General features: G+C 53.5%; 20 protein-coding genes. 7 read left to right on the top strand and 13 right to left on the bottom strand.

The features are described 5' to 3' along the window. Positions 1-54: 54 nt before the first annotated feature. Entirely contained in the window at positions 55-831 is a 777-nt protein-coding gene (locus BLW37_RS11150; RefSeq protein ID WP_091342891.1) for an SDR family oxidoreductase, read from the bottom strand. Between the two features lie 138 nt (positions 832-969). On the opposite strand from BLW37_RS11150, the gene BLW37_RS11145 reads away from it, so the two are divergent. Next, positions 970-1,869 (top strand): LysR family transcriptional regulator, encoded by a 900-nt coding sequence (locus BLW37_RS11145; RefSeq protein WP_091342889.1) that lies wholly within the window; start codon positions 970-972, stop codon positions 1,867-1,869. On the opposite strand, the gene ilvN is transcribed toward BLW37_RS11145, so the two are convergent. Both ilvN and BLW37_RS11135 read right to left on the bottom strand, forming a co-directional pair. Continuing rightward, positions 1,866-2,360, bottom strand: coding sequence for an acetolactate synthase small subunit (ilvN, locus tag BLW37_RS11140; RefSeq protein ID WP_091342888.1), 495 nt, complete (start codon positions 2,358-2,360; stop codon positions 1,866-1,868). The genes BLW37_RS11145 and ilvN overlap by 4 nt on opposite strands. 3 nt (positions 2,361-2,363) lie before the next feature. Beyond that, positions 2,364-4,103 carry an acetolactate synthase 3 large subunit gene (locus tag BLW37_RS11135; RefSeq protein ID WP_091343154.1) on the bottom strand — a complete coding sequence of 580 codons (1,740 nt, stop codon included), beginning with the start codon at positions 4,101-4,103 and terminating at the stop codon, positions 2,364-2,366. A 308-nt stretch (positions 4,104-4,411) separates the two neighbouring features. Between BLW37_RS11135 and BLW37_RS11130 the strand changes: the two genes are divergently transcribed. Beyond that, positions 4,412-5,260: a tetratricopeptide repeat protein gene (locus BLW37_RS11130; RefSeq protein ID WP_091342886.1), complete on the top strand. Its 849-nt coding sequence runs from the start codon at positions 4,412-4,414 to the stop codon at positions 5,258-5,260. Between the two features lie 11 nt (positions 5,261-5,271). On the opposite strand, the gene BLW37_RS11125 is transcribed toward BLW37_RS11130, so the two are convergent. Continuing rightward, a complete protein-coding gene (locus tag BLW37_RS11125) occupies positions 5,272-5,670 on the bottom strand; it encodes a response regulator (RefSeq protein ID WP_091342884.1) in 399 nt (132 codons plus the stop codon). A 92-nt stretch (positions 5,671-5,762) separates the two neighbouring features. Between BLW37_RS11125 and BLW37_RS11120 the strand changes: the two genes are divergently transcribed. Then, positions 5,763-6,947: a methyltransferase gene (locus BLW37_RS11120; protein ID WP_091343152.1), complete on the top strand. Its 1,185-nt coding sequence runs from the start codon at positions 5,763-5,765 to the stop codon at positions 6,945-6,947. A 3-nt stretch (positions 6,948-6,950) separates the two neighbouring features. Here BLW37_RS11120 and BLW37_RS11115 read toward each other — a convergent pair whose 3' ends face one another. The 3 genes from BLW37_RS11115 to speA form a co-directional block, all read right to left on the bottom strand. Continuing rightward, positions 6,951-7,889 (bottom strand): acyltransferase, encoded by a 939-nt coding sequence (locus BLW37_RS11115; RefSeq protein WP_091342882.1) that lies wholly within the window; start codon positions 7,887-7,889, stop codon positions 6,951-6,953. Between the two features lie 3 nt (positions 7,890-7,892). Next, positions 7,893-8,786, bottom strand: a complete 894-nt coding sequence (locus BLW37_RS11110) for an acyltransferase (protein ID WP_091342880.1) — start codon at positions 8,784-8,786, stop codon at positions 7,893-7,895. 82 nt (positions 8,787-8,868) lie between these two features. Further along, positions 8,869-10,755, bottom strand: a complete 1,887-nt coding sequence (speA, locus tag BLW37_RS11105) for a biosynthetic arginine decarboxylase (RefSeq protein ID WP_091342878.1) — start codon at positions 10,753-10,755, stop codon at positions 8,869-8,871. A gap of 197 nt (positions 10,756-10,952) precedes the next feature. On the opposite strand from speA, the gene speE reads away from it, so the two are divergent. Together speE and BLW37_RS11095 are read left to right on the top strand one after the other, a co-directional pair. Continuing rightward, complete coding sequence (gene speE, locus BLW37_RS11100) at positions 10,953-11,819, top strand: polyamine aminopropyltransferase (protein WP_091342876.1); 867 nt, start codon at positions 10,953-10,955, stop codon at positions 11,817-11,819. A 181-nt stretch (positions 11,820-12,000) separates the two neighbouring features. Then, complete coding sequence (locus tag BLW37_RS11095) at positions 12,001-12,513, top strand: hypothetical protein (protein WP_091342874.1); 513 nt, start codon at positions 12,001-12,003, stop codon at positions 12,511-12,513. A 583-nt stretch (positions 12,514-13,096) separates the two neighbouring features. Here the strand turns inward: BLW37_RS11095 and BLW37_RS11085 are convergent. Next, positions 13,097-13,747, bottom strand: a complete 651-nt coding sequence (locus BLW37_RS11085) for a YiaD family glycine zipper/OmpA-like lipoprotein (RefSeq protein ID WP_091342871.1) — start codon at positions 13,745-13,747, stop codon at positions 13,097-13,099. Between the two features lie 150 nt (positions 13,748-13,897). Between BLW37_RS11085 and proB the strand changes: the two genes are divergently transcribed. Next, complete coding sequence (gene proB, locus BLW37_RS11080; protein ID WP_091342870.1) at positions 13,898-15,034, top strand: glutamate 5-kinase; 1,137 nt, start codon at positions 13,898-13,900, stop codon at positions 15,032-15,034. Here the strand turns inward: proB and BLW37_RS11075 are convergent. The 5 genes from BLW37_RS11075 to BLW37_RS11055 form a co-directional block, all read right to left on the bottom strand. Continuing rightward, positions 15,019-17,133: a DUF6351 family protein gene (locus BLW37_RS11075; protein WP_091342868.1), complete on the bottom strand. Its 2,115-nt coding sequence runs from the start codon at positions 17,131-17,133 to the stop codon at positions 15,019-15,021. The genes proB and BLW37_RS11075 overlap by 16 nt on opposite strands. Positions 17,134-17,174: 41 nt before the next feature. Then, positions 17,175-18,497: an amino-acid N-acetyltransferase gene (argA, locus tag BLW37_RS11070; protein ID WP_091343149.1), complete on the bottom strand. Its 1,323-nt coding sequence runs from the start codon at positions 18,495-18,497 to the stop codon at positions 17,175-17,177. 231 nt (positions 18,498-18,728) lie between these two features. Further along, positions 18,729-19,877: a glutathionylspermidine synthase family protein gene (locus tag BLW37_RS11065; RefSeq protein WP_091342866.1), complete on the bottom strand. Its 1,149-nt coding sequence runs from the start codon at positions 19,875-19,877 to the stop codon at positions 18,729-18,731. A gap of 1 nt (position 19,878) precedes the next feature. Beyond that, the gene (locus tag BLW37_RS11060; protein ID WP_091342865.1) at positions 19,879-20,496 is read right to left on the bottom strand and encodes a DUF1190 domain-containing protein; all 618 of its coding nucleotides are present in this window, start codon (positions 20,494-20,496) and stop codon (positions 19,879-19,881) included. Positions 20,497-20,521: 25 nt separating this feature from the next. Next, complete coding sequence (locus tag BLW37_RS11055) at positions 20,522-20,932, bottom strand: DUF350 domain-containing protein (protein ID WP_091342863.1); 411 nt, start codon at positions 20,930-20,932, stop codon at positions 20,522-20,524. 262 nt (positions 20,933-21,194) lie between these two features. On the opposite strand from BLW37_RS11055, the gene BLW37_RS11050 reads away from it, so the two are divergent. Continuing rightward, complete coding sequence (locus BLW37_RS11050) at positions 21,195-23,255, top strand: M13 family metallopeptidase (protein ID WP_091342861.1); 2,061 nt, start codon at positions 21,195-21,197, stop codon at positions 23,253-23,255. Positions 23,256-23,476 lie beyond the last annotated feature (221 nt).

Below are 23,476 nucleotides of genomic sequence, written 5' to 3'. Positions count from 1 at the left end.
TACTCCTTAATCAGGCCGCTGGCAGGCGGCCCTAATCCGTTTGCTCTTACCAACTTACTTGGTGGTATAACCACCATTGGCCAGTATAGTCTGTCCGGTGATCCACCACCCCTCGGTCACCAAAAAGCGGATCAAGGGGACAATGTCTTCAATGTCTGTTAACCCGGTTTTGCTAAATGGCGATAAAGCGGCGGCTGTTTTGTGGTAAGCCACCGCTTCAGCACTTTCCTGGCCATAAAAGAAAGGGGTATCCATCGGGCCAGGTGCGACAGCCGTAACGGAAATGCCACGTACACCGAACTCTTTGGACGCCGCCCGGGTAAAGTGCTCCACCGCGGCTTTGGCGCCGGCATAGGTCGAGTAAAAGGGGGTGAAGGCGCCCAACAAAGAGGTGGCTAAGGTACAAATTTTACCGTTGTCTGCCAGGTGCTTGCCTGCTTCTTGCAAAAAGAAAAAAGCGGATTTGCTGTTCACGGCAAACATGGTGTCGTACTCGGCCTCAGTGACATCGGCAATCGGCTTTTTCAGCACCTGACCAACGGTATTCACCGCAATGTCTATACGACCAAAATGCGTCAATGCGTGCTCAAACAAAGCCTGCACACCGGCAGCGCTGGTCATATCCGCCTGTATGGCAACGGCCTTCGCCCCCAAAGCTTTGACGGCATTGACCGTAGCTGTGGCCTCTGCCTCAGTCGCGGCACTATGGTAGTGGACTGCAATTGCCCCTGCCCCCTGCGAGGCAAAATCCCGGGCGATTACCCCCCCCAGATTCTTAGCTCCGCCGGCAATAAGGATAACTTTTTCATTTAAACTGTGATTTGCACTCATAACCTGTTCCTCTGATGTGAAGTGAGTGCCTGCCATCTCGGTTGCAGCAGGCCTGTTCACTATGATTTATTCATCAGCAAGGATAAATATCCGTTTTCCAGCTACACTATTCAGAATTCACGAACAATCAAGGATGCTATGGATCGACTGAAAACCATGGAGATATTTATTCAGGTTGCCCAAATGCTTAGCTTCAGCCGGGCAGCCGAGGTGCTGCAACTGCCTCGTTCCAGCGTATCCAACGCCATTCAGTCGCTGGAAGCCCACCTGCAAACCAGGTTGCTGCACCGTACCACCCGAAAAATTCAACTGACCGCTGATGGTGAAATGTATTACGACTGGTGCCGGCGGTTGCTGGCCGATATTGAAGATACCGAGCAGCGCCTGCGGGTTGGCAGTTCATCGCCCAGAGGTCGCTTGCGTGTCAGCGTACCTTCACGGCTGGCCAGCCATCTGATAGCTCCGCAGCTGCAGCACTTCTTACAGCTGTACCCGGAGCTGGAGCTGGAAATCAGCAGCACAGACAGGCCTGTAGATTTAATCCCGGAAGGCATTGATTGCGCCATTCGGGTCGGCAATCTGCATGATGAGAACTTGGTAGTCCGTCACCTTGGGATCTTGCCGCAAGGCACCTATGCCAGCCCGGCATACATTGAGCAGCATGGGCTGCCCACCAGCTTGGATGAGCTGGAGGCCCATCAGTCCATCCATTACCTGTCTCCGGCCAGTGGCCGGTTGCTGGAGCTTGATTTTGTGGTGGATGAGCAGATGGTCCGGGTAAAAATGTCGGGGCGACTGGCCGTCAACTCAGTGGAGAGTTACATTGCCTGCTGTTGCGCTGGCTTGGGCTTGATCCAAATCCCTAAGTTCGATGCGGCAGAGTTGATCAGGCAAGGCAAGCTCACCGAAGTACTGCCAGAGCTGGCACCAGAACCAATGCCCATTGCCGCGGTTTACCCGGACCGGCGCTATGTATCACGCCGGGTACGGGTTTTTATTGCCTGGATGCAGCAGCTGATCCAAAAAGGCTGCTGTTAGAGCGTCAGGGTTTTCTCGCCACGGGCGATGCCGGAGACCCCGGAGCGTACCACTTCGATAATGGCCGAGCCTTTTAACGCCTCGATAAAAGCATCCAGCTTGTCTGAGGTGCCCACCACCTGAATGGTGAAGGTTTTGGCCGTGACATCGATGATCTGACCACGGAATATATCGGCACAGCGTTTGACTTCATCGCGCTGCTCACCCGAGGTGGCTTTGACCTTGATCAGCATCAGCTCGCGCTCGACATGGGCGCTTTCGCTTAAGTCCTGTAATTTCACCACCTCGATCAGCTTGTGCAGCTGCTTGGTGATTTGCTCGATCACCTGATCGTTGCCATGGGTTACCAGCGTCAGCCGCGACATGGTCGCATCCTCGGTCGGAGCTACCGTCAGCGAGTCGATGTTGTAACCCCGCTGCGCAAACAGGCCCACTACCCGCGCCAGCGAACCGGGTTCGTTTTCAAGCAACACGGAAATAATATGGCGCATGCGTTAAGTCCTCTTGGTTTTACTAAGGAACATGTCATTAATTGCTCCGCCTGGCACCTGCATCGGATAGACGTGTTCTTTTGGATCGACATGGATGTCAAGAAATACCAACTGATCTTTATGAGCGAACGCTTTTTCCAGCGCCGGCTGCAGCTCTTCTGGTTTGGTGACCCGAATGCCAACATGGCCATAGGCTTCGGCCAGCTTGACAAAATCCGGCAACGAGTCCATGTAGGAGCTGGCATAACGCGACTCGTAGTTCATGTCCTGCCACTGCTTCACCATGCCAAGATAACCGTTGTTCAGGTTGATGATCTTCACGCCAAGACCATATTGCTTGCAGGTCGACAGCTCCTGAATGTTCATCTGAATGGAGCCTTCCCCGGTGACACAGACCACATCGGCATCGGGGTAATTCAGTTTCACGCCCATGGCGGCTGGCAAGCCAAAGCCCATGGTGCCAAGGCCGCCGGAGTTAATCCAACGGTTCGGTTTGTTGAACTTATAATATTGGGCAGCAAACATCTGGTGCTGACCCACATCGCTGGTCACATAAGCTTCACCTTGAGTGATACGGCTGACCGCCTCGATCACTGCCTGGGGTTTTAACACCGCCGTATCGCTGTCGTAATGCCCGCCATGCACGGTACGCCACTCATCAATTTGCTGCCACCAGGTCGCCAATGCCTGCGTATCGGGCTGGGCTTTCTTTTGCTCCAATTGAGCCAGCATGGCCGAAAGTACAGGCTTCACCAGGCCAACGATCGGAATATGCGCATTGATGGTTTTGGAGATACTGGCCGGATCGATATCAATATGAATGATGGTGGCATCCGGGCAGAACTTTTTGGTGTTGTTGGTCACCCGATCATCAAAGCGAGCACCCACCGCCAGAATCACATCGGCATGGTGCATGGTCATATTGGCTTCGTAACTGCCGTGCATGCCCAGCATGCCAACAAACTGGCGATCGGCTGCAGGGAAAGCACCAAGGCCCATCAAGGTATTGGTCACCGGGTAGTTTAGCTTACGGGCCAGCGCAGTCAGCTCTTCGGCTGCCTGGCCCATAATGACCCCGCCACCGGCATAAATGACCGGCCGCTTGGCTTTGAGCAAAGCGGTAACCGCTTTCTTAATTTGCCCAGGATGACCAGCCGCCGTGGGGTTGTAGGAGCGCAGCTTGATCGACTCCGGGTACTGGTACGGGTAGCGCTCATGTGGCATGGTCATATCTTTCGGGATATCCAACACCACGGGCCCAGGCCGGCCACTTTGGGCAATGTAAAAAGCCTTTTTAATCAGGTAAGGAATATCTTCTGGCCGGCGCACCGACATATTGTGTTTCACAATCGGGCGGGAAATCCCCAGCATATCGGTTTCCTGAAAAGCATCCTCACCAATCAGGTGACTCATCACCTGACCGGTGAGTACCACCATCGGGATTGAGTCCATGTAAGCAGTGGCAATGCCAGTCACTGCATTGGTCGCGCCCGGGCCTGAGGTTACCAGCACCACACCAGCCTTGCCGCTGGCTCGGGCATAGGCATCGGCCATATGGGTGGCGGCCTGTTCATGGCGCACCAACACGTGCTTCACTTTGCTTTGCTGAAACAGCGCATCGTATATATGCAGCACAGCGCCACCCGGGTAGCCATACAGGTATTCCACGCCCTCGTCGGCCAGTGCGCGGATCACCATGGCGGCGCCAGACAGCATCTCAGTTTTGGTATTCTGGCTTGTCATTGGTTCATTCTCTTTTGGTTCTAACATGCAAAGCAATACAGCCTGCATGTCGCAGGCGTTGGAAACAAACTTCGACTGCTTACAGGCAAAGTTGTGGTTGTACGTGGCTGGTTGGAGGTGCCGCTTCGTTGGCGGCTGCGGCTGTTGGAATTATTTTAAGCCGTCTGTATGGCTTTAATGTACGTGATCACTGACCCCATGTCGATGCCTTTTGCTTGTTTTTTCGCGACTTGAACGCCCTGCCATGCCTTGCAAAACCAAGGAGCTGTCCTCATAGTATATCCATTACCCGTAAACAAGGAAAAACCGTGTCTTCCAGCTCAATTTTTGATGTCAACATCGACAATGTGCGTGAGTTGCTGGCCGCCTCTCAGCAACAGCCGGTGGTATTTTTATTCTGGTCGGCGCAAAGCCAGGAATCGCTGCAGCTGGACAAGCAATTAAGCCAGCGTATTGGCAAAGCCAAAGGGCTGTTGTTGCTGGCCCGGGTCAACTGCGATGAGCAGCAGCAAATGGCCATGCAATTTGGCATTCAGGCTTTGCCCACCACCCTGATCATCAAAGATGGCCAGCCTGTCGATGGCTTTGCCGGCCCGCTGGATGACAAAGCCCTGGACGACAAGCTGGCCGCTTACCTGCCTAAAGCTGAAGATGAGTTGCTGCAACAGGCGCTGGTACTGCTTAATGAAGCGAAGCAGCAGGAGGCCTTTCCACTGCTCAGCGATGCACTGCAGCTGGCACCAGAGCGCGTTGATATCAAACTGCTGCTGGCCGACTGCGCGGTGGAGCTGGGCCAACTGGAACAAGCCGAAGCCTTGCTGGCAACCGTGCTGCTGCAGGATCAGGATGCGGATTTTAAAGCAGTGCAGTCCAAGCTGGCACTGGCAAAAGAAGCAGCCGATACACCGGAAATCCAGGCTTTGGAAACGGCTCTGGCCAGCACTCCGGATGACATGCTGTTAAAAGAACAGCTGGCAATTCAGTACCAGCAGGTCAAGCGGTCTGCTGAAGCACTGGAGCTGCTGTACGGCATTTTACGGCAGGATTTGAATTTTTCCGAAAGCAAAAAGCGGTATCTGGATATTCTGGCGGCCTTGCCCAAAGGCGATCCAGTCGCCAGTCAGTACCGGCGTAAACTCTACAGCTTGTTGTATTGATTCAACGCTCATTAATCATGGTCTGGCAGCAGCGATTGTTGCCAGATCTGACGGATGCGATCAGACAGCGTCATGGGATCAAAGGGTTTCACCACCACATCGGCGGCCCCAAGCTCCTTGTAAGACTGCACTTCATGGTTTTGCACCTTGGCCGTCATAAAGACCACTGGTATGCCACTTAAATCAAAGCGTTGTTGTAATTGTCGCAGTGTTTCCGGCCCATCCATGCCCGGCATCATCACATCCAGCAACACCAGCTGAGGTTGAAAGTCAGAAAATTGTTCCAGCGCCTGCTGGCCACCTCTGCAACTACTGACCTCAAACCCTCCGACAGCTTCCAAAGCAATTTTGGCCACCTGCTGAATGGCGGGATCATCTTCCACATGAAGAATGCGAACCAGTTTGGTCATCTCAGGCAATTCCTGTTGAGCTACTGCTAAACCCCACTATAATGCAGTTCTTTCGTCCAGGCAAAACCATCCAGACACCCAAGGAGCTGCCCATGTCGCACCAGGCCGACTTTGTGCAATTGCACCAGGTACTCAGCAGCTACCAAGCTTACTGGAAGCTGATGCCTTTCGCCTGCGACACACAGCCTTGGCAAGACCCAGCGCTGCAGGCCAAACTGGCAGCACTCTCGGATGATGCTATCGCCGAGCTCGACCGTGATCCGATCGCGCGGCAAGCCTGGTTTATTGAGTGCTTTCCCAAGTTGGCGCAGCTGCCTGAGTTACCCGCTTTTGACCCACGGCAGCCTGAGCCGGAGCTGCCTTTTTGGCTAAGCAATGGCATACCCGGGCGCAAGGTCGGCCAAATCCAGCAATTTTGTGCGATGCTGCCGGAAAGTAAGCTACCGGTGTTGGAATGGTGTGCCGGTAAAGGCCATTTAGGCCGGATGTTGGCCTACAGTCAACAACGCGAGGTGATTAGCCTTGAATGGCAGGCGACCTTGTGCGAGCAGGGGCAGCAGCTGGCCCGGCAGTACCAGTTGCCGCAGCGCTTTGTGCAAGCCGATGCTTTATCGAGCCAGGGCCTGGCAATGCTTGCTCCTCAGCAACAAGTGGTTGCCCTGCATGCCTGTGGCGAGCTGCATTTACAATTACTGCGCTCAGCCAGCCAGCAAGGCTGCCAGCAATTGCAGCTGGTACCCTGTTGTTACCATCTGATCCCAGAGCAACAGTATCAACCACTCAGCCAGGTAGCGCAGCAGCACGATTTAGCCTTAAGCCAACACGATTTAAAACTGGCAGTGCAAGGTCAGGTCACGGCCGGGGCGCGTATCGCCAGGCTCAGACAAACCGAAGTGGAATGGCGGCTAGCCTGGCAGGCGCTGCGCACCGAACTAAGCGGAGATAGCAACTACCAACCACTGGCGTCGGTGAGCAAACAGATCTTCAGCACCGATTTTCTCAGCTTTGCAAAGTGGGCCGCCGGGCAACACCAATTGGTACTGCCTGCAGGGCTGAAACTGGACGGTTATTTAGCGCAAGGACAAGCACATGCCCGCCTGGTAAGACGTATCGAGTTGGTACGGCATCTGTTTCAGCGGCCGCTGGAGCTGTGGCTGTTGTACGATCGGGCCCTGTTTTTAGAACAACAAGGCTATCAGGTGGAGCTGGGTACTTTTTGCGCTCCCTCCCTAACCCCACGCAACCTGATGCTGCGCGCTCACCGCCAAATTCAATAAGCGCTAACCTGAACTGGCACTGGTTTGGTGGAGGGTCGGTAAGCGTTGACCGGCACGGTGAAAATCACCGATCAACTGATCTTTACGCTGCCAGCGGTCATTTAACCACTGCTGAAATTGTTGGCGAAAGGCATCATCACCAAAGTAATCCCCGATCATGTCATCAGTCACCGGCAAGCGCTCAATCTGCAGCACCACCCGCTTTAACTTGCCCGACAGCATGGCAAGCACGATGTGTTTGGGGTTGTCCGGGTAAATAATCGTCACATCCAGCATGGCATCAAACTGCTCGCCCATGCTGGCCAGGGTAAAGGCAATGCCACCGGCTTTGGGTGGTAACAAATACTGGAAAGGGCTGTTTTTCAGTTGCTGTTTGGCTTTGCTAAAGCGGGTGCCTTCAACAAAGTTGATGATGGTAGTTGGCTGATGACGGAATTTTTCGCAGCTACGACGGGTACTGTCAATATCCTGGCCTTGCCGCTCCGGGTGTTTGGCTAAGAAAGCTTTGCTGTAGCGTTTCATAAAGGGCATATCCAACGCCCAGGCACCGATGCCGATAAAAGGGACCCAACGCAACTCGTCTTTGATAAAGAACTTCGGCAGCGGCATACGATCATGGCTGAACTGCATCAGCAGCACGACATCCAGCCAGCTCTGATGATTGGCAATCATCAGATACCACTGCTCACGGCTCAGTCCTTCGGCAGGCAATTGCTCCTGCCAGTCCAGGTTGTTCACCAACCGAATAAAAAAGGCATTGATGCCAATCCAGCAATAGTAACAGCCATGCACGGCCCGGCTGCAAAAGCGCTGCACAGCAGCAACAGGCAGCAGCAAACGCAGCAGACTCAGCACCAGCACAATCAATCCCCAGAACGCCAGGTTCAGTGCAAACAAAGCAAAACTAATGGGGGCCAATACCCAGGCTGGTAAGGTCGACATCGATTACGACTCCTGCTCTGCAGCCATTTGCTGCAACTGCTGATCTTTGTATTGCCAGAGTTCATTCACCCACTGCTGGAAAGAGGCACGAAAGGCCGGATCCTGATAGTCACCGAGCAGCTGCTCGGTAATGGGCAATACCCGTACTTTGACTCTTATAGCATGAACAGCGCCGGAAATATAATCCCAGAAACTCGGCGTGCGCTCCGGGTAATGGATGGTGACATCGAGAATTTTATGCAGCTGCTGCCCCATAGCACCAAGCACAAAAGCCACACCACCGGCTTTGGGTTTGAGCAAATGCTGATAGGGTGATTGTTGCTTATCATGCTTCATTTGGGTAAAGCGGGTACCTTCAACAAAGTTCATCACAGTCGACGGTTTAAAGCGGAATTTCTCACAGGCTTTACGGGTGGTTTCAATGTCTTTGCCTTGCAGATGCGGCTTTTTCGCCAACTCGGTTTTGCTGTAACGTTTCATAAAAGGAAAATCCAGCGCCCACCAGGCTAGCCCCATAAAGGGCACATACAGCAGCTCTTTTTTCAGGAAAAATTTGATAAAGGGGATACGGCGATTAAACAGATTCTGCAGCACCAGAATATCTGCCCAGGATTGATGATTGGCCAGCAACAGATACCAGTCTTTACGCGACAGTGCATCCAGCCCTTCTACCTGCCAGTTGATCCTGGTAAACAGGCGGGTGGTGACGTTGTTCATGCTGATCCAGGCCACGGCAATGGCATCCAGCAGATAGGTCAACCAGGCTTGCCAGCGCTTTACCGGCAGCAGCTTCAACAGCGCCAGCAGCAGCAAAGGCACAAACCAAAACAAGGTATTCAGCGCATAAAGCAACAAAGCCAGCACGCCACGCACCGGCTTTGGTAAAAAGTACAGCATAGTCTCACCTATGGTTGAAGCCGTTACCGCGAAGCCACAGCAAAGCGGTAACGGCACAGATCCGATCAGTGTTTAGTGTACCTTAATCTTCAAAATAGGTGTATCCGTTCACACCGGCTTTCAACTCTTCCAGCAGCTCGGCACGTCGCTCTGCCGGCATATCCAGTGCTCCCAGTTGATCGCTGTAGGACTGGATCAGTTTGTTGGCATCAAAGTGTACATAGCGCAGTACGTCGGCTACGGTATCCCCTTTGATGACATTGGTCAGCTGATAACCACCATCATCGGTCAACTCCACATGCACCGAGTCGGTATCCCCGAACAGGTTGTGCAAATCGCCAAGAATTTCCTGGTAAGCACCCACCATAAACATGCCAAGCAGGTACTGCTCATCTTCCTTGTACACCGGCATTGGCAGGCTGCTCTCAATGCCATTGCCATCAGCATAGCTTTTTAACATGCCATCGGAGTCGCAGGTGATATCCTGAATGATGCAGCGGTGATCCAAAGGCTCGTGCATCCGCTCCAGTGGCATCACCGGGAACAGCTGATCAATGCCCCAGGCATCCGGCATCGACTGGAACAGGGAAAAGTTGACGAACAACTTGTCGGCCAGCTTTTCGTTCAGCTCATCGTGAATGGCCCGGTGCGAGCGCGAGCTTAAATCCAGGTTATCGCGCACCCGGTTGATGGTGGCAAAATAAATTTGCTCCAGCAAAGACCAGTCCTGCAGATTCAGCAAGCCATGCACATACTGGGTGTGCGCATCGCTAAAATAATGCACCGCATCATGATAGGCCTCGACCGCTGTGCGTGGTGTCACATTGGTGTAGGCATCCCACAGCCCTAACACCACTGAAGGTGCATCCTCGCCTGGCTCTGGCAGATACTTCAGCCCTGGCGCCCGCTCAATATCAATGGCATCGGTTACCAATACCGCATGGTGCGCGGTCATGGCGCGGCCAGACTCGGAAATAATATTCGGATGCGGCAAGTCGTATTCGTCACACACTTCTTTTAAACCATTGACCACATTGCGGGCATACTCGTGCATGGTGTAGTTCATTGAGCAGGTAGAGCGCGAGCGCGACCCTTCGTAATCGACCCCAAGACCACCGCCGACATCGACGGTATCGATCGGCACCCCTAAAGTGCGCAGCTCGGCGTAATGGCGGGCGCACTCACGAATGGCGTTGTGAATATCACGGATATTGGCGATTTGCGAGCCGATATGAAAATGCACCAGCTGCAGCAAATCCAGCTTGCCGGCTTCTTTTAATACCTCGATGGCCTGCAGCACCTGGGTAGCGGTGAGGCCAAATTTGCCTTTCTCGCCACCGGTATTTTGCCACTTGCCTTTACCAATCGAGTTCAGTTTGATACGAATACCTATCAGCGGCGCAGCGCCCAGCTGGTCGATTTCACGCAACAGGGTTTTTAGCTCCGACAGCTTTTCCACCACGATGTAGACCTTGTGGCCCATCATCTGGCCAATGGTGGCCAATCGCAGGAACTCGCTGTCTTTGTAGCCGTTGCAGACAATGCTAAGTGGCTTGTCCGACACGCCAAGAATGGCCATCAGCTCCGGCTTACTGCCCGCTTCCAGGCCGACGGTACCGCTGTCGTGACTGAGCAGCTTTTTCACTACCGAGTACTGCTGGTTGACCTTGATCGGATAAACAGCCGTGTACTGACCCAGGTAGTCTTTTTCCTGCTTGGCTTTTTGAAAAGCGGTGATCAGGGAATCAATACGATGCTGCAATATGTCGGTAAAACGCACCAACACCGGCAGAGTCAGGCCTTCGTCTTTGAAACGTTGCACCAGCTCAGGAAAATGGATCCCCGGTTTGCTGTGGTCCTGATCAGGATAAGCCACCAGCTCGCCCTTGGGATTAATATCAAAATACCCTTCGCTCCAGGTGGCGACATTGTAGATAGAACGTGCTTTTTCGGTACCCCAATCAATCATGGTGGATCCTTATCCTGTCAAAACTGCAGAAAAAAGAAAGCGAATGCTGTATGGCACAGAATTCGCGGCAATGTCTCTATTTTAAGCCCTATCACCGCAGCTTGCAGCAAAATACGATCAAAAATTTGTCTGAACGGCGCAATGCAGGCAAAATAACGGCCCTGCAATAGCGCGGCAAACGAACAAAGGGGACGACGATGTCTGGTCTGGATACACAACAATGGTTTACCGAAGTCTTTGAGCCCAGTGGCAGTGCCTTTGGCCTGGCCATTACCGCCAAGCTGGATGAAGTGCAATCGCCGTTCCAGCACATTGAAATTTTTGACACCACCCACTTTGGCAAGCTGATGGTGATCGATGGCTGCACCATGGTCAGCAGCAGGGAAAACTTCCTCTACCACGAAATGATGAGCCACCCGGCGCTGTTTACCCACCCAAGTCCGAAAAATGTGGTGATCATCGGTGGTGGTGACTGCGGCACCCTGCGTGAAGTCCTGAAACACCAGGGCGTTGAGACAGTGCACCAAATTGACATTGACGAGCAGGTCACCCGGATGGCAGAAAAATACTTCCCGGAACTGTGTGCCTCGAACAACGACCCTCGCGCCACCATCTTATTTGATGATGGCATCAAATTTATGCGCGAAGCCGCGCCAGAGTCGATTGATGTGGTGATTGTGGATTCAACCGATCCGGTCGGCCCGGGTGAAGGCCTGTTTAACCGTGCCTTTTACCAAAGCTGCCTGAATGCACTTCGCCCAGGCGGGATTCTGGTGCAACAAAGCGAGTCGCCTCTTATCCACCTGCAACTGCTGACCGATATGCGCCAGGCCATGCTGGATGCCGGCTTTGCAGCATTACAAACGCTGAATTTCCCACAAATGATTTATCCATCCGGCTGGTGGACTTGTACGCTGGCACGGAAGAGTGAAGGCTTTAGCGGCTTTCGCGAAGCCGATGCCGCTGCCGCCAATCTGAACACTGGCTACTACAATATCGACATTCACAAAGCAGCCATGGCGCTGCCGAACTTTGTGCAAAAGGCCTTTGCCAATCAGAAGTAAATTCTGCATCAATTTACCAAGAAGCAAAAGGCGGGAAAAACCCCGCTTTTTGCTTTGCTACAAAAGTCTGCTTGTTAACACAAACAACCAACAACCCAAGAGCCAACCTTTGTTGACTTTTTATTGACAAAATCAGCACGATTTATTACCCTTTCTCAATATTAACCTCTTAGGGGGCGTAATGCGCGTTATTACACTCTTACTCGGTTCCCCTTCCCAAGTTACTCCCAAAGATCAGAAGAAAGCCGAGATTGCAAAAAATTCACAGGGCGATAATGCTACCAACATTAACCGTCTAACAGCTGCAAGAATGCGTAATGCATTACACAAAGAGGTCATAAGACTCGAGCGAACATCCGTGCAGGATTTTCGACAGTTACTTGAGTTGCAGGGGCAAAAAACCAATCATTTAGATGATCTAACACTTACTCTTTTGTTACGTGAAGAAATACATCATTTAAGAGCCCTTACAGTTAAACTTTTACAGCAGGATATCATTAGTGCTAACACGCCTATCATTATAGCAGGTACAACTAAAGGAGCTTTGGGCATAGCCACTAAAATACTAGGCCCAACTACAGTAGCGAGCTGGAGCCCATTAAGTATTAATGTCTGGTGGAATTGTCAGGTCGGTTGCAAAATCGACTCCATTCATTTTTATAATGCCAACCAACAGATACACTTCAGACCATGAACCTCCTCAGACTATTTCTTACAGCTTTTTTGTGCATTAGTTGTACTAATGCTGTTGCGACCACTTATCACTTTATGGGATGCGACTGGCAAATCCCGGCTCAGTTTACACAAATCTCAGATAGAGAATTTCGTTTTGATAACTCAAAAATAAACCAGCACAGAGAGCTTTCGAGCATTCTCTTTGGTGACTCCTTTAACCCCAATCACTTCGAGGTTTTATCGCAGATTTATGGTGCCAATATTTTCGCATTTAGACACCGAAGCAACCCGGATTTTGATATTACGTCGGTGTTTACCCGCTCCCAGCGCTTACCAACATATGAGTTAATTAGCGATATTATTACCATCAGAGCAGGTGCTCAATACACTTCTTTGATCGGGTTAACCGAGAAAGAGGTGTCTTTATTTTTAACAAATTGCGTGGATGTCACAGTAATAGAGAAGCACCAGTCGGTACTGAAGCAACTTCAACAAGACTTTACAGAGTTTAAGACTAGCTCACATCAACTTGAAGTTATTCTACCATCCAGTAGCAACCACTAAAAAACCTGCCGCGGCAGGTTTTTTAGTGGTGTTAAGCATTAGCTTTCAGTCACCGGCTCGATATGAATTTCCACCCGGCGGTTCAGAGCCCGGTTGGCTTCCGAGGTATTGGGCACCATCGGGTAGGTCGGGCCAAAACCCTGGGTTTCCATCCGGACAGGCAACACCCCCTGCGCGGCTAAATAGCTGCTAACGCTATCGGCCCGCTGCAGCGATAAGCGCATGTTGAAATCGTACGGGCCGGTATCGTCGGTATGGCCAGAGATAATCAGCATGGTTTTGTCGTAATTGGCCAGCACCCTGGCGATATCGTTCAGCACCGGATACAACTGTGGCCGGATATCCGAACGGTTAATTTCAAAAGTCAGCTGAGACGGAATTTCCAATCGCAGATTATCACCTTCACGGTGTATCTTAACGCCGGTACCGCTGAGCTCTTCGCGCAGCGCCTTTTCCTGGTTATCCATGTAGCTGCCAACGGCAGCACCGGCCAAAGCACCAACAGCAGCGCCAATCACCATGCGTTTGTTGCTGCGATTCGCCGTGGTTTTACCAGCAATGGCGCCGGCAACCGCACCGATGGCAGCGCCACGGGTGGTATTTTGGTTATCCGTGCTGGCGCAACCAACCAGGCCGCCTAATGATAAACTGCCGGTCAGTACACCGATCATCACAAGCTTTGACTTCATCTGCATAAACTCCTTTGATGTATAATAACCAGCATAATCCCACAAGCTGAATCATGGCTGAACTATTTTTGCATCCGCTCACGAAAATACATAGACATATGGCCATCCAAAATTATAATCAGAGCACTTTCTGATCACTGAGTGCTTAGTATGCTGGGTCATGGTTGGCGTCGTTTGGTGTTAAAAGTGGGCAGTGCCTTAATCGCGCCAGAAAGAAAAGGTTGTTCTACCCGCTATTTACTGACGCTGGCCCGTTTTATCAGCGAGTGCCGCTCGCGTGGCATTGAAGTGGTACTGGTGTCCTCCGGCAGTGTCGCCGCAGGGCGCAGTGCCATTGCCTTTTCGCATCAGCCACTGCCCATTCCGGTCAAGCAGGCCATGGCTTCGGTTGGCCAGTACCAGATGATGCAGCTGTGGCAAAACCTGCTCGATTGCCACTGTGGCCAGTTGCTGCTGACGCACGATGATTTTCACAACCGCCGCCGCTACCTGAATATTGAAAACACCCTGCGCACCCTGTTGGATCATCAGGTGCTGCCCATCATCAATGAAAACGACAGTGTCGCCACCGCCGAACTAAAACTAGGCGATAACGACAACCTGGCCGCACTGGTGGCCACTGCGGTGGATGCTGATGTGCTGATCATTTGCTCGGATATCGATGGCTTATACAGCGCCAACCCTCGCAGCAACCCACAGGCTCAATTTATTGCCGAGGTCGAGCGCATCACGCCAGAGATTTTCGCCATGGCCGGTGGCAGTCACCACAATGTGGGTACCGGCGGCATGGTGACCAAACTGCAGGCGGCGCAAAAAGCGGCGCAGCAGGGCATTGATACCCTGATCGTCAATGGCCAAAAGGCGGCGGTATTCGAAACCCTGCTGGAAGGCAAAGCTGCCGGCACTTTATTTCATCGCCAGCAAGAACGTCTCAGCGCCAAAAAGCACTGGCTGCTGCATGGTTTAAAAAGTCAGGGTCAGATCCAGCTGGACCCGGGCGCCGTGAAAGCGCTGCAGCAACAGGGCGCTTCTTTGCTGGCCAAAGGCGTAAGTGCTGTCAGCGGTCAGTTTGATAAAGGCGATGCCGTGCTGCTGTGCGATAGCAGCGGCTCCCCCTTTGCCAAGGGCATTTGCCAGTATCCGGCATCAGAGCTCAGCCGGATTAAAGGCCTGCACAGTCAGCACATCGCCGCCACCCTCGGTTATTGCCCACGCGAGGAGGTGATTCACCGCGACGATCTGGTGCTGCTGTCCGCTGCCGAAGCGGCTGCTCAGTCCTCTTCGTAGCGCCAATCCAGCGGATAGGCCAGATCCGGTTGCTGGTAGTCGCAGATGCCATCCGGAAATAGCTGGTCAAGTTCATTCAACCAGGGCGTCATATCGACAGCACCGAAGTCACCACGCGCCAACGCCTGCTCGATTGGCATCAGTGCGCATTGCAGCAGCAGACCATGGCTGGGCGCGCCGGCCTGTTGCCGGCTGTTGCTCAGTACCGGATAGGTCTGGCGGCAGAGACCATCCTGCTGCCAGACGTCATCGCCACTGGCAATCACCTGGCCATCGGCTGCAAAACAACGGTCCGAAGCTGCCGCCGGCGCCTCACCATCACGCACCCAGGCAACGACCGCAGCAAAGGCCTCGCTTTCCGGTGTGTAATCCGGGTGGCTGACCCAGATGCGCTGCCACTGGTCATTGCCACGTTTCGCCAGCCGTTCGCGCGCCATAAAGGATGGCTGCAAATGATGCATATCCAGCACCGGGTCCAGATAATGGCGTAAATCCAGCACTGGGATCGACAGCTCACCAACAAACAGTTGGCCATAGCGGTAGGCCCGCTCTACCGCATCGCGGTTGGCTCGATAACGGGGCGCTACCTTGATGCCAGCCTCGCTCATCTTAAGCGGTGCCATATTGTGGCGGCCAAAGGCACTGAGCCAAATTGGTGTATCCCATACGGGCAGAAAGCGCGCCCGCTCGGGCTGCATCTGGTGCTGTGGCAACCAACTGCCAATACGGGCATTCAGCTCAATAAACTGCTGCGGGCTGAGCTGGCCGGTCCGAAGTGCCTGCAAACCGTAAGGCACACCCACATTGTCCCACAGGCTATGAGCAAAGCCGTGCTGATCGCGGCCATAGATATCCACCAGATCTTCCCAGTAACTCCAGTGCGTGCTTTGCAGCAGTTTGGCACTGACAAAAGGCCGCAACCGGCCCTGATGCGGGTTATGCACCATCGACGACAGCCCGAACCAGGCATTGATGCACTGGGTCGCACCGTCCATCGGCGTTGGCTTGATGCCAGACAGCAGTTGGATGGCACTGATTTCCCGCTGGTAGCGCACCTGCTGATCCGGCACTGTACTCAGCCCTTCAATCCATTGACGGTGCTGCCAGTCTTGCCAGAAACTTTTATCGTCGGCAGTAAAGTAGTAGTAGTTGTGCAGCAAATCGCAATCCAGTGCATAGAGTACCTGACTCAGCATATCCGGGTAGCTGTACTGAGCGATGGCCGCATCCAGCAAGCCGGGAGCATTTTGCGCCAGCAGATACTGCGCAATGCCGCCACCGGAGCCACCAATGCCAATGGTCATTTCCGGCTCACCATAGAGGCTGATAAAGTGCTGCTTTACCTGGCGTGCCACTTCTTCGGCCCGCAAAAAGTGGTAGCTGTGACTGGTACGGTTGGCGCTGCTGCTGACCACGGCATAGCCCTGCCGCAACTGGCTGGCTCGATTGCGCAGCAAACGCTCAATGCGCAGCTCGCCCTGACGAAAGCCGATGCCAACCCCACCATGGAACTGATAGATCAGCTTCTCATTCCACTGGCTTTGACCAGTACGCAGCGGGAACTCATCGGCCCGCACCGGCATCACCAGCAGGTAAAAATAGCGCTGAATGGTGCCAAGCTCAGCCCTTAGCAACAGCTCATCATCGGCCAGCGCCCCGCCCTGATAAGCCGCTACAGTCCCGTCCTGGCTGAGCCGGTACCAGAGCAGACGACTGGGGTGCAAGCAGTCCTTGCTATACCCCGGCAAAACGCCATCATCGGTATAAATGGCAACGCCATAGCCCTGGTCATTATCGACCAGTGGCGGCTCGATGCCCATCTGATGCCAGGCGCAGTAGAAAGGGTATTGCTTGGGGCCGGAAAAAAGTGGCGTCGATGGGCCCACCTCACCAAGCGGGATAGGGTACGAGTAGGTATCCAATGGCCGTGGCGTGCGGCCAATAAAGTCATCGACTTGCAACAGCTCGCCAGCACGCTCTGGCGGTACCGCCAGCACTGGGTGGGGTTCAAAAAAACTGGCCGGGATCTCACTGCGCGGCCACATCAGAATCAAAGCCAGCACCAGGCCAAGCAACAACAACCATTTCAATAAGCGCACTTTGCTCTCCTTAACTCGTTCTTGGTTAAGGATAGCAAGCGCTAGGCCAGTGACAACGCCAACACCTTGGATTTACGCTGATAATTGTACAGCTGCTGTTTTTGCGCCGGTAAATCCTCCACCGTCGCCAGCTCAAAGCCGTGCTCCAAAAACCAGTGGATGCTGCGGGTGGTCAGCGCAAACAGGGTATGATAACGCCGCTGTTTGGCCTGCTGGATCACGTATTTCAGCAAGACACTGCCGCGATCGGCATCGCGGTAATCCGGATGCACGGCCACACAGGCAAACTCACCCACCTGCTCATCGGCAAAAGGATACAAAGCCGCGCAGCCGATCACTAAGCCTTCTTTTTCAATCAGCACAAAGTAGTCAATTTCCATCTCGAGCTGCTCGCGCGAGCGCCGTACCAACAGGCCTTGCTGCTCCAACGGCCGGATCAGGTCCAGAATACCGCCAATATCGGCAATGGTAGCCGGGCGCAGTTTCTCGGCCGACTCATTCACCATCTGAGTACCAATCCCATCACGGGAGAATAGCTCCTGCAGCAAGGCACCATCGGCATTATGGCTGATGAGATGACAGCGCGGCACCCCGGCCCGACAAGCACTGATGGCCGCATGCAAGAAGGCCAGGCTGGCAGCGCAGCAACAGTCCTGCAGCTCTAAGCGCTGCATGACCTGCTCGGCATCATTGGGTAGGAGTTCAGGGATAATGTCGCCATCATCGGATATAATGCCGCCATCAGCGCTGAAACCTATCATTTTATCGGCTTTTAATTTAATGGCGACCTGGGTAGCTATTTCTTCTGCCGTCAGGTTAAAGCTCTCGCCGGTAACGGAAGCCGCGATGGGCCCCATCAGCACCATGCCGTTGCTATCAAGCTGACGCCGTATGCCCTGCACATCAATCCGACGCACCCGGCCACTGTGGCAATAATCGATGCCTTCATCCACCCCAAGTGGTTGGGCAATGACAAAGTTGCCACTCACCACGTTGATTTGCGCGCCTTGCATCGGCGTATTGCTTAAACTCATCGACAGCCGGGCGGTAATATCCAGCTGCAAAGCGCCGGCTACCTGTTTAATCAGCTGAAAGGTATCGTCATCGGTGATCCGCACCCGCTTGTGGTAACTGGCATCCAGCCCGGCATGCTGCAGCGCCTGGTTGATTTGCGGCCTGGCACCATACACCAGCACAATTTTGATGCCCAGACTATTCAGTAGGGCAATGTCATTGATAATGCTGCGAAAACCAGGCTGAGCAATGGCTTCGCCCCCCAGCATCACCACAAAGGTTTTGCCACGGTGAGCATTGACATAAGGGGCAGACTGGCGAAAGCCAGAAACAAGTTCAGTAGTACGCACCTTGGCAAAATCCTTCATCGGTTAAACACCCGGGCTGATGCAACACCACTGTATGAAAGCATCATGACAGCCGGATGAATCAGAGAAGAATAATTATACGAAAAATCAGGATAAATAATCAACAAATATTCACATGCACCCTAGTACCGGTCAACCTGTTCTGCCCCATCAAGCACAAAGCCAACGTAACGCTGGCTTTGTGCTTGATGGGCTTGCTGCAGAGCTAAACCATCAATCCAAAATAATATGCGGCAAAAAGCGTGAGCTGTCTTTGGTGATCAGGCTGTTGTCTTCGCGGATACCGATACCGGCGGCGCTGTCGCCAACCACCCAGCTGCCAATTAAGGTGTAGTTGCCGTCAAAGGTGGGTAGGGGTTGAAGTTTTTGCCGGATAAAGGGCGCGTCCTGATAGGGGCCTGGCTCGCTGAAACGCTTGCCATCGGCGGTCACCAGCTCGATATTGGCCCCTTCGCGGGAAAACAGTGGCTTGCGCAACCAGCCTTTCTCCAAAGCCTTGCCAGTATCAAAATGACTTTCCAGCAGGTTGGGGTGGCCCGGATGTTTTTGCCACAGCAGCGGCAAAATGCCTTTGTTGGAGAGCAGCAGTTTCCACAGCGGCTCCAGCCAGAGCGTCTCGGAGGTTTTTACCTGCTCAGCAAAGGCTTCTTCCAGCATAAATTCCCAGGGGTAGAGCTTAAACAAACCGGTAATCGGCTCGCCCTGCAGGTCGTAGTATTGGCCGTCCAGGCTGCCGATGTCTTCCAGTGCAAGGTAGCGGCCATCGACACCGCTCTGGGTGGCAATATCCAGCAGGTAATCGACCGTGCCTTTGTCTTCGATGCTTTCGCGCACACTGGTAAAGTGGAAGGGTTGCGGCAGCACTAAATTGGCAAAGGCCTGCTCCAGTTTATCCTGCAACGAATTGAACTGATCGGCACCAGCTGGCAGCTCGCCGCGCATCAATTGATCTTCCAACCAGACCCACTGAAAAAAACCGGTTTCGTACAAGGAGGTCGGGGTATCGTAGTTCAACTCCAGCAATTTGGCCGGGCCATTGCCGTCGTACACCAAATCCATCCGGCCATAAAGGTGCGGATCGCCGCGCTGCCAGGATCCAGCCAGCGCATCACGGTACTCGGCCGGAATAGCCAACTGATCCAGCTTTTGCTCATTGGCCAGAATATCCGGCACCAGATCCAGCGCCATCGCATGCAGCTCTTCGGTCACATCTTCCAGGTCCTGTTCAATCTGGCGCAGGCTGAATTGATAGTAGGCGCTTTCATCCCAGTAGGGTTCACCATCGATGGTATGAAACTTAAAGCCCAGACTTTCGGCGTAAGCCTGCCAGCCAGGGCGCGGTGTACTCTTAACTCGTTTCATTTTAACTGCCGTAACTGCGCTGACGGTTGGCCTGCTGCCTGGCGGCTTGCTGACGCACCGCCGCTTGTTGGCCAAAGCCACCCCGGCGTACCAGTTGCGCCCGCTGCGGCTGCACCGCCGAAGGCCTTACCCGGGCCACACCCGGCTGGCTGGCCACCGCCTGATTGGTCGCGGTGCGGAAAGTAGAGCGATCATCACGCGATTTGTACAGCGGCTGGGTTGGCACGGCTGAGCGGTTGCTGGCAGCGCTTTGCTGCTGCGGCTGTGCCTGACCACCGGCCAGGTTGCCACGGTTCAGCATCTGGCCAGCCATATAGCCCATCATCATCGGCATAAAGAAACTACCACTCTGATGGCGCTCCGGCGCCACTTCACACTGACCGGCACCAAAATCCGCTTCGCATTCAAATTGGTCCTGATAGCGTGGCGCCACCTGGGTATGCAGCGCTTCGGCCCGTTCAAATTCAGCCTGGCACTCGGCCGGTGGATGATAAAAAGCGGCACATTCTTCCGCATTATGAAAAACATGCACTTCCTGTTGCTGTTCGCCACACCCTGCCAACAGCAGAGTGGCAGCAGGCGCCATCAAGACCAGCGCGGCTTTTTTACTGCGTTTCATACGAGACTCCTCCGGGCGGTTCGATTCAATAACTCATGCTGGCAGAATTGAGCATACCCACCGCAATGGAACAGGCAGCAGAGAAAATACCAGCGGCCAGTTCGCCTTGCTGAATACGGGCCGGCAGTTGCTTTAAGGTCAGCTTCACCACGAAGAAAGTCAGTACCTGAACCACCAGCGCTACCCCGCCCCAAATGGCGCAGTCGATCAATGACATGGAGTGGGTAATGGCACTGGCCAGCGGAATGGAAAAACCTATCAGAGCGCCACCAAAGGCAACTGCAGCTGCGCTGTTATTGGCGCGGATCAAATCAAATTCGTGATGCGGCGTAACCCAGCTGTAAATACGGGCAAAGCAGAGCAGCAACGCGGCTGCCAGCGCAAAATACAACAGAAAATAGGGGACTCCCGATAACGACAACCAAACCGTTTCCATGCAATGACTCCGTAAGTCTGTTGAGAAAGAGCGATGATCCTGACGAAAAAAACAGCCAAGCACAAGCTTTTTACGCCTACCGAGCGCCTAAACACTGCGATTAACCGCTCATGGTAAGGCACAGAGCGCGTCCGGCTTTACATAGCGGCTGAACTTTATACACTGTGGCTTAGCAAGCACTGATCGTGATCAGGCGGCACACAGTAAACATCGAACGTAAAACAACGACAATACGATCCAACACAACCACAGGAAAGGTGTTATGACCAAATCTCTTATCAGCTCAGTGGCACTGGCTGTTAGTCTTGCTTTAACCGGCTGCAGCGGCGAAGCCCCTGTCAGCAACAATCAGCAGCATCAACAGCAGAGTGTGCTTAGCTCTGGCATCGAGCTGCACAATATGGATACCAGTGTGGCGCCACAGCAAAATTTCTTCCGTTACGTCAACGGTAAGTGGCTGGAGCGCACTGAAATTCCAGCCGACCGCGCCCGCTGGGGCAGTTTTGATGAACTGCGGGAAGTCTCCGAGCAGCATGTGCTGGCCATTATCCATGAGCTGGCGGCAGAGCAGCATGCCAAAGACAGCGATGCGCAGAAAATAGCCGATATGTTCCGCTCTTTTCTGGATACCGATACCATCGAAGCACTTGGCCTGACCCCACTGCAACAAGACCTGGCCCGCATTGATGCGCTACAAAACCATGCTGAGCTGGCCACTCTGTGGGGTGAGTGGCAAAGCATTCGTACCGGTGTGCCGGTAGCACTTTTTGTCAGCCAGGATCAGCGTCAGTCCGATCAGTACATCAGCGCTGCCAGCCAGTCCGGCCTGGGCCTGCCCGATCGTGACTATTACCTGAAAGATGACGAGCGTTCGCTGCAACTTCTTCAGGAATACCAAAACCTGATCCAGCGCTTCTGGCAACTGGCTGGCTGGCAGCACGGTGAGCAAGCTGCTGAAACCATCGTTGCGATTGAACGGCAACTGGCCAAAGCCCAGTGGAGCCGCATCCAGAACCGCGATCGCAATGCCACGTACAACAAAATGACGCCGGCGGAACTGGCGGCAAGTGCACCCGGCTTTGACTGGGCCGCGCTGCTGAATGCCGCCCAGCTGGGTGACATCGATGCGTTGGTGATCCGCCAGCCCAGCTTCTTCACCGATTTTGCCGCGCTGCAGCAACAAATTCCGTTGGCCGACTGGCAAACCTATCTGCGTTTCCACCTGCTGCGTAGCAGCGCTTCCATGTTGCCAGCCGCTTTTGATGAAGCCAGTTTTGACTTCTATGGCCGCACCCTGAGTGGCCAGCAAGAGCAGCGCAGCCGGGAAAAGCGGGCGGTCCAGGCCACCGAGCGGATGCTGGGCTTTTTGGTCGGTAAAAAGTATGTCGAGCGCCATTTCCAGCCAGAAGCCAAGGCACGGATGGATGAGCTGGTGAAAAACTTTATGGTCGCCTTTAGCCAGGCCATTGATGAACTGGAATGGATGAGCGATGCCACCAAGGTAGAAGCTCAGGCCAAGCTGGCCAGTTTTAACACCAAAATCGGTTACCCGGATGTCTGGCGCGACTACGACTGTCTCACCATCGCTGCTAATGATTTGATGGGCAATGCCCGGCGCAGTGCCGAGTGCGAATACGAGCGCATGATTGGTCGTTTAGGCCAGCCGGTGGATCGGGATGAGTGGGGCATGACACCGCAAACCGTCAATGCCTATTACAGCTCTACCATGAATGAAATCGTGTTCCCGGCCGCCATTTTGCAGCCGCCATTCTTTGATGTGAATGCCGACGATGCGCTGAACTACGGCGCTATTGGCGCTGTGATTGGCCATGAAATCACCCATGGTTTTGATGATCAGGGTCGCCGCTCCGATGGCGAGGGCAACCTGCGCGACTGGTGGACCGAAGAAGACGAGCGGCAGTTCCGTGAGCGGGCCCAACTGATGATCGAGCAGTTCAATGCCTTTAATCCCATTGACGACCTGCACCTGCAGGGCGCATTGGGTTTGGGTGAAAACATCGCCGATTTAGGCGGCTTAACCGTGGCCTATCGTGCCTATCAGAACTCGTTGCAAGGCCAGCCAGCACCAGAGATTGATGGTTTTACCGGCTCGCAGCGTTTCTTTATCGGTTGGGGCCAGATCTGGCGCATCAAGTTCCGCGATGAATCCTTGCGCCAGCAAGTGATCACCGGGCCACACTCACCGGGCAAATACCGGGTACTGGGGCCACTGTCCAATATGCCGGAATTTTACCAGGCTTTTGATGTGCAACCAGGCGATGGCATGTACCGTGAGGAAGCTGTACGGGTGAAAATCTGGTAAAGCTTCCCAATCGATAAAAAAATGCCGGCGCTTTTTGCCGGCATTTTTCATTATTGGTTTGGTTGGAAACAACTGCATCCTAACAAGTCAAAAATGAACAATAACTTAACGTAAGACACAGTTGTTTACTGTTTGTGCAGTCAGCTCGCTTCACTTTATCCTGAATTCCACACCAATCAACGTCTCAGGCTCGCTATGGCTGTTTTTTTTTGTTACAAAAA

The organism is Alkalimonas amylolytica (assembly GCF_900107845.1).
Taxonomy (GTDB): Bacteria; Pseudomonadota; Gammaproteobacteria; order Enterobacterales; family Alteromonadaceae; genus Alkalimonas; species Alkalimonas amylolytica.
The sequence above is the reverse complement of the archived record's forward strand: the minus strand, read 5'-3'. Positions and strand labels throughout refer to the sequence as shown.